Raw genomic sequence first — 7,527 nt, forward strand, 5'->3', positions numbered from 1 at the left:
ACGCCAGGATCGACGGCGCGATGACGAGGGGACGGGGCGTGAACGAACTGGACATCGGGCGCTTTCCACAGAACCGCTTGGCGACGCGCTGCTGATGACTCCCGCCTAGCATGGGGGCGTCAGGCGGGCAAATCGAGGCGGAAAATCCTGCCGAGCGCGGCAGCTATTGCCGGGGTTCCGTCCGATGATGAAGGCGAAAAGTCCTTATTTTTCCGCCCTTTTTCATGCTGGCACGCCACTTGCTGCCTCGACGGCGGGAAAACACGCCGCGTATCTTGCGGCCATTTGTTGGAGTATCGTCATGCTGATGGCCCTTGGCGCCGTGTCGACAATCTGGGAAAGCCTGCAAGCGTTGACTGCGACGAAGGCGTCGCAATCCACGGGTGTGGGCCAGGCGGCGACCAATCCGTTCGATCTCGGCAACGCGAGCACGCCACCGGCCACCTCGACGGCACCGTCCGGCGGCACCGGCGGCGCGCCGCAGATATCGGCCCAGACCATGGGCGCGCTGCTCGACGCCCAGAGCCAGGCCGGCGCGGCCTCGACATCCACGTCCACATCGTCGTCGGCGCAGAGCCCGGATGCGTCGCTGCAGGATCTGTTCTCCCTGATCGACGGCGACGGCAACGGCCAGATCAGCAAATCCGAATTCGAAAGCGCGCTCGGCGCCGGCGGCACCAATGTCGCGGCGGCCGACAAGGTGTTCGGCGAGCTCGACAGCAATGGCGACGGCTCGGTCAGCCTCGATGAGATGAAGAATGCGCTACAGGGCGCGGGCGGCCATCACGGCCATCATCACGCCCACGCCGTCTCCGGCTCGGACAATACGGGCAGCACCGACGCGACCAGCGACACCGGCGCGACCGATCCGATGATCGCGGCGCTGATGGCGGCGCTCGATTCCTCCTCGTCCTCATCGGCGGCGTCCTCGGGATCGTCCACCGCGGACAATTCTGCCACCGCTCCCGTCAATGGCCTCGAGCAAGTCTCGGCCACGCTGACGCAGGGTCCGGGCTCTTCAGTGACGCCAATCCCGTCGTCGGCCTATTCCTATGTCCAGTTCGACCAGATGATGCAGCACGCGCAGAATTTCGCCGCTGCGCCGCTTTCGCTCAGCGTCTGACCGCCGCCCCCGTGATTGCTACTTGAAGCGGTCGTGCCAGGCCGGCAGCGCGCCGGGGAAGGGCAAGGCGGTGGCCGTGTACACGCCGCGCGCGATCGCCCGCGCCAGCGTGTTGGCGGCGAGCGCACCGAGCTCGGTGAGGCCGACCAAGGGATCGATCGCCTTCTCGCAGGTCGCCGCGGCGAACAACACGTCGCCGTCGAGCGGCGCATGCACGGGATAGATCGCCCGCGCCATGCCGGTGTGCGCGATCATCGCGAGCCGCTTCGCCTGCGGCTTTGTCAGGATCGCATCGGTGGCGATGACGGCGAGCGTCGTGTTTTCGATCGCGGTCGTCGCCGCGCCGCCCTTGGTGCGGATGGCGAGCATCTCCGGGGTGAACGACGCCGGCAGGCCCCGCCCGCCATATTCATCGCCGACCTCGAACGGCGCGGCCCAGAACCAGGGTCCATCGCCGACGGTGACGCTGCCGACCCCGTTGACCACGGCGAGCGCCGCGACCGTGACGCCGTGCTCGGTTCTCGCCGAGGCCGAGCCAACGCCGCCCTTGAAGTTGATCGTAGTGGTGCCGAGGCCGGCGCCGACGCTGCCGAGCGCGAAGCTGGTGCCGGCCGCAGCGGCCGCGGTGTAGCCGAGGTCACGATAGGGCGCAAAGCGCCCCCACGACTTGTCGCCGCCATTGAGCAGGTCGAAGACGATCGCGCCGGGCACGATCGGAATCACCGCGCCGCGCACCGCAAAGCCGCGGCCGAGCTCGGCGAGCCGGGCCTGCACGCCGCCGCCGGCTTCGAGCCCGAACGCCGAGCCGCCGGCGAGCGCGATGCCGTCGATGCGCTCCACGGTGTTGGCCAACCCGAGAGCCGCATCCTCGCGCGTGCCGGGCCCGCCGCCGCGCACGTCGATGGCGGCGACCGCCGGCTGGTCGAACAGCACCGCGGTGACGCCGGAGGCGAGCTTGCGGTCATCGGCATGACCGACGCGCACGCCAGCAACGTCAGTGAGCAGGTTGTTCAAGGTTCCGCTCGTTCCCTCGTCCATCGAGCATGGATATCGCAGCCGGCAGGCCGCTTCAACCGGCGAGCGCGAGACGGATCATCCTGGCGAGCTCGGGCTTGCGGTACGGCTTAGCGAGCAGCAGGACGCCGGCATCGAGCCGTCCGTGATGCAGGATCGCATTCTCGGTGTAGCCCGATGTGAACAATATCCGCAGCGTCGGACGCCGCTGCAAGGCTGCGTCGGCGAGCTGGCGGCCGTTCATCGCACCCGGCATGATCACGTCGGTGAACAACAGGTCGATCGGCAAGTCGGTGTCGATGATTTCGAGCGCCTTGGCCGCGTTCGCGACCGCGACGGCCTTGTAGCCGAGACTTTTCACCTGCGCCACGACGTATTTGCGTACCAGCGGATCGTCCTCGACGATGAGGATCGCTTCGTCGCCGCCCTTCACCGGCAGGGACTGCGCCACTTCGCCGACGGCGGCGCCCAATCCGGTCGAGCGCGGCAGATAGAGCTTGACGCTCGTGCCGTGGCCGACCTCGCTGTAGATCTTGATGTGTCCTTCCGACTGCTTGACGAAACCGAACACCATGCTGAGCCCGAGCCCGGTGCCCTTGCCGATCCCCTTGGTGGTGAAGAAGGGATCGAAGACCTTCTCGAGGTTCGCGGCCGAGATTCCGCAGCCGCTGTCACTGACGGCGATCATCACGTAGTTGCCCGGCGTGACCTCGTTCTGCATGCTGGCGTAGTCCGCGTCGAGGTGAACGTTGCGGGTTTCGAGGGTGAGCCGGCCGCCTTCCGGCATCGCATCGCGCGCATTCAGGGCCATGTTGAGGATCGCGGTCGTGAGCTGGCTGGGGTCGACCAGGGCCGACCACGCATCGTCGGCCAGCCTCGGCGTGATCTCGATGCGCGCGCCGAGCGTGGGGCGCAACAGCTTCGCGGTCTCGAGAATCAGCGCGTTGACGTCGACCTCCTTCGGCTGCAGCGGCTGCTTGCGGGCGAAGGCGAGCAGGTGCCGGGTGAGCTGGCTGCCGCGTTCGGCGGCTTCGTCGATCAGCTTGGCGACCGAGACCAGCTCCGGCTCGTCGGCGACGGCCTCGGCGAGGATGCCGATGGTCCCGGCGATGACGGTGAGGATGTTGTTGAAATCGTGGGCAACGCCGCCGGTGAGCTGACCGATGGCGTCCATCTTCCGTGCCTGCCGGATGTGGGCTTCGGCGGCGTGCTTCTCCGTCAGGTCGCGGCCGATGAAGAAGTGACGCTTCGCCGGCTCCGACCAGGTCCCCACCCAGTTCAGCATCACGGCGCGGCCGTCCTTGTGCCGGTAGCGCGTCTCGAAGTTGCGGAGCTGTCCCGAGCGGCGCGCGAAACGCATTTGCTCGCGGGTGGGCTCGAGATCCTCGAGATGGATGAATTCGATCGCGCTGTGGCCGATCATCTCGTCGGGCGAGAAGCCGAGGATCGTCGCCGCACTCGGACTGACCTGGGTCAGGTTGCCGACCGAGTCGGTCACGAGAATCAGGTCCTGCGAGGTCTCGAAGATCCGCTGCCGCTCGTCGATCTCGCGATTGAGCGCCTGCTGCGTTCTCTTCGCCTCGGTGATGTCGCGCACGATCCGCGATGCGCCGACGATCGCACCGGTCGTCGAGCGGATCGGCGAAACGCTCAGGGAGACGTCGACGTCCTGACCGTCCTTGCGGGTTCGCACGGTCTCGTAGGGGACGACGTTTTCGCCGCGGGCGATCTGGTCAAGGATACCCTCGACCTCGCAGCCCCGGTTCGACGGCACGATGATCGAGATGTGCGCTCCGATCGCCTCGGACGCTGCATGGCCGAACAGGCTCTCGGCGGCCCTGTTCCAGGCGGTGATCACGCCGTCGAGCGTGGTGGCGATGATGGCGTCGTTGGAGGAGTCGACCACCGCGCTGAGCAGTCGCTCGTGTTCGGTGCGCCGGCTGCGTTCGAAGGCGGCCTGCCCGCGCAGGGCGCGGACCAGCCGGGCCATCTCGGCCTGCAGCGCGACGTTGTCGAACAGGAGCAGGCCGAGCACGAAGCTCGCCGCGCACAGGCCGTAGATGCGTCCGGCGTAGAAGCCGAGATCGAAGCGTGCCACGTTGAGCATCGCCGACAGCGCGATGTCGAACAGCCAGGCGCACAGCACCACCATGAGCCAGACGTCGATGACCGAATGCGGCCGCCGAAAGCACTGCATCAGCAGCGCGACCAGGCTGAGGCTCCAGACCCCCGAGACGACGGCGATCATGAGGGACGTGTAGCGCCCCCCGCTCAGCAGCGTGGGCAACCACGGATGCAAGGCGCTGACGACCCATGTCAGCGCGGCGACCACGGCCACGACGGCGACGACGCTGGCCAGGATCGCCCTGCCGGCCGGCCAGCTCACCCTGATCGCGCCATCGCCGCCCTTGGTCAGGGAGTAGGCCAGCACCAGCAGCGGGAACCCGCCGTGCCAGATCATGTACAACCACACGGTGGTCTGCGAGCCGGCGCCGAGCAGGCCGCCGGGTGAAAAAAGGCCGGGAAAGGTGAGGGCGTGGACGACCGCGACGCTGGCGGTGAACAAATATCCGCTGGCCAGCAGCAGTAGCGCCCAGGTGCGCAGGATCGCGAACTGCGAGAGCAGCAGCACCGCGGTGAGAATGTCGTTGATTGCGAGCGCCGACTGGTAGCTCGCGACAAAAGCGGGGACCGGGGCGAGGGGCACGCCGGCATAGGGGACGGCCAGCGCGAAGCAAACGGCCGAGACGCCGACGATCGACGACGCCAACGCCTTGTCACGAGACGTGGCAGGCTGGGTGGAAAGGAAGACGGTGCGGTCGTTGCCGGCTCGAATATTCGCCTCCTGCACGCGCTGGCCGAAGCAATCGAATACGCCGAATCACGAGGGCTCGGCGAGATCAACTGGAAGTTATGTTGGTCGCATCCTAGCCAAAAGGTTGCTGCACAACCAAAGCGGGTAACTGCGCATTTACCTCTCGACGGGATAGTGTCCGTGGTTTTACGGAGTTTCGAGCCTGGCGATTCTGGGCTTTATCGGAGCCATCCCGGAGTTCCGCCATGTCCCGCATCCTCGTCATCGATGATCAGAACGACGTCCGCGCCATGATCTGCATGATCTTGCGCGTCAATCGTTTCGAGGTCACCGAGGCTGCAACTGCGGCAGCGGGGTTGCAGCTGTTCGACGAGCAGACCTTCGACGCGGCGGTCGTCGATGTCTTCCTGGACGATGCCAATGGCTTCGACGTGATCGCCAAGATGCGCGAAGCCGCGCCCTGCCTTCCCGTGGTGGCAATCTCCGGCATGACGTCGCTCGATGCAGCCTCCATCGCGCAGGCGAACCTGGTCTACCTGCAGAAGCCGTTCCGGCCGAGCGACCTGCTGCACGCCATCGAGACGGCACAGGCATCTGCGGCCTCGGCCGCCGGCGCGGCCGCCTGAATGCGCCTCCAGGCATAACGTATTCCAACGCAAAACGCCCCGGCGAGCCGGGGCGTCTGCGACGAAGGTTGGCGGGTTCAGGAGCGCCAGGAACCCATTAGGACCCGTTAGGAACCCTTGGTGCTGATCTCGGCGTAGTTGCCCTTGTCATCCCATTTGTAGACGACGTAGTCGATCTGCTTGATGTCGCCCTTGGCGTCGTATTCGAGCTTGCCGATCACGGTGTCCCACGAACCGCCCTTGATCGTCGTCATCACCTTCTTCGGATCCATCGTACCGGCCTTGGCCACGGCCTGCGACCACACCTGGAACGCGGCGTAGGTGTAGAGGGTGTAGCCTTCGGGGTCGATGCTCTTGGCCTTGAACTTCTCGACGATCGCCTTCGCGGTCGGCTTGTTGCGCGGATCGGGGCCGAAGGTGAACAGCGTGCCTTCGCCGGCCGGGCCGGTGATGGAGGCGTATTCCTTGTCGGCGAGCGCGTCACCCGACATCAGCACGGTCTTGAGGCCCTGGTCGCGCATCTGGCGCAGGATCAGGCCGGCCTCCTGATGATAGCCACCGACATAGACGAGATCGATCTTTTCCGCCTTCAGACGGGAGACGATCGCATTGAAGTCCTTGTCGCCCTTGTTGTAGGACTCGAACATCTTCTCGGTGACGCCGGCCTTGTTGAGCCCCTTCTTGGTCTCGTCGGCGAGGCCTTTGCCGTAGGTCGTCTTGTCGTTTAGGATGGCGACGTTCTTGCCCTTGAAGTGCTTGGCGATATAGGCGCCGGCCACCTCGCCCTGCTGATCGTCGCGACCGCAGACGCGGGCGACGTTCCAGAGCTTGCGATCGGTGAAGGTCGGGTTGGTCGAGGCGGGGGTGATCTGCAGCACGTTGCTGTCGGCATAGGCCTCGGAGGCCGGGATCGACGATGACGAGCAGTAGTGTCCGGCGACGAACGGAATCTTCTGGCTGCCGATCTTCTCGGCGACCGAGCGCGCCTGCTTCGGATCGCAGGCATCGTCCTCGACATCGAGCGCGAGCTTCTTGCCGAGCACGCCGCCGGCGGCGTTGATCTCGGCGATGGCCATGTCGGCGCCGTTCTTCATCTGGCGGCCGAACGCGGATTCACCACCGGTCATCGGACCCGCCACGGCGACGGTGGTATCTTGCGCCAATGCCGCGCTGGACAGCACGAGGGACGTGCCAAATGCCAGGCCAATGAGCTTCAATGATTTCATGAGGGATCCTCGTGATCGCTTGAGGGGGGATGCCGGACATGCCGGATTCAAGACCGCAGCTATTGTCGACTGATTTCTCCGTGAAGTCATCGGCAATTTTCAGGCAAAATAGCGATCTTGCGGTTACAACGGGAACGCGAAGGGGGCAAGCTAGTGGCGCCGACCGCCTTCCAGATAGGCGGCGCGGATTTCCGGGCGTTGCAGGAGCTCGCTGCCGGTTCCTTTCAGGGTGATCAGGCCGTTGACCATGACATAACCGCGATGGGCCAGATTGAGGGCGTGGTTGGCGTTCTGCTCGACGATCAGCACGGTGAGGCCGTCCTGCCGGTTGAGCGTGCGGATCGCATCGAAAATCTGGCGCGCGATCAGGGGTGCAAGGCCGAGCGAGGGCTCGTCCAGCAACAACAGGCGCGGGCGGCTCATCAGGGCGCGGCCGATCGCCAGCATCTGCTGCTCGCCGCCGGACAGCGTGCCGCCGCGCTGCGCCAGCCGCTCCTTGAGCCGCGGGAACAGCGCCAGCACCCGCTCCAGGCCCCGGGCGCGGTCCGCCTCGCTGCCGTCGGTCGCATCGGCGCCCATCTGCAGGTTCTCCCCCACGCTCATGCGCGGGAAGATGCGGCGGCCTTCCGGCGATTGGGCGATCCGGAGGCGCGCGATCTCGTGGGTCGGGACGGCCGTGATGTCGGCGCCGTCGAACAGGATGTTTCCGGCGCGGGCGCGCGG

Annotated in this window: 6 protein-coding genes; 2 read left to right on the forward strand and 4 right to left on the reverse strand. The window is 66.1% G+C overall.

Annotated elements, in window-relative coordinates; genetic code table 11:
* Window positions 1-301 precede the first annotated feature (301 nt).
* Entirely contained in the window at window positions 302-1,123 is an 822-nt protein-coding gene (locus JOY90_RS29635; protein ID WP_291694644.1) for an EF-hand domain-containing protein, read from the forward strand.
* Window positions 1,124-1,141: 18 nt separating this feature from the next.
* Here JOY90_RS29635 and JOY90_RS29640 read toward each other — a convergent pair whose 3' ends face one another.
* On the reverse strand, window positions 1,142-2,137 hold the full coding sequence (locus tag JOY90_RS29640; RefSeq protein WP_291694645.1) for a P1 family peptidase: 996 nt from the start codon (window positions 2,135-2,137) through the stop codon (window positions 1,142-1,144).
* Window positions 2,138-2,192: 55 nt separating this feature from the next.
* Window positions 2,193-4,988 carry a PAS domain S-box protein gene (locus JOY90_RS29645; protein ID WP_291694646.1) on the reverse strand — a complete coding sequence of 932 codons (2,796 nt, stop codon included), beginning with the start codon at window positions 4,986-4,988 and terminating at the stop codon, window positions 2,193-2,195.
* Between the two features lie 209 nt (window positions 4,989-5,197).
* Between JOY90_RS29645 and JOY90_RS29650 the strand changes: the two genes are divergently transcribed.
* A complete protein-coding gene (locus JOY90_RS29650) occupies window positions 5,198-5,578 on the forward strand; it encodes a response regulator (RefSeq protein WP_291694647.1) in 381 nt (126 codons plus the stop codon).
* 107 nt (window positions 5,579-5,685) lie between these two features.
* On the opposite strand, the gene JOY90_RS29655 is transcribed toward JOY90_RS29650, so the two are convergent.
* Together JOY90_RS29655 and JOY90_RS29660 are read right to left on the reverse strand one after the other, a co-directional pair.
* Window positions 5,686-6,804, reverse strand: coding sequence for a branched-chain amino acid ABC transporter substrate-binding protein (locus tag JOY90_RS29655; protein WP_291694648.1), 1,119 nt, complete (start codon window positions 6,802-6,804; stop codon window positions 5,686-5,688).
* A 150-nt stretch (window positions 6,805-6,954) separates the two neighbouring features.
* Window positions 6,955-7,527 (reverse strand): ABC transporter ATP-binding protein (locus JOY90_RS29660; RefSeq protein WP_291694649.1); only part of this gene is annotated, 573 nt, incomplete at its 5' end.

It is taken from the genome of Bradyrhizobium sp. (genome assembly GCF_019242285.1).
Taxonomy (GTDB): Bacteria; Pseudomonadota; Alphaproteobacteria; order Rhizobiales; family Xanthobacteraceae; genus Bradyrhizobium.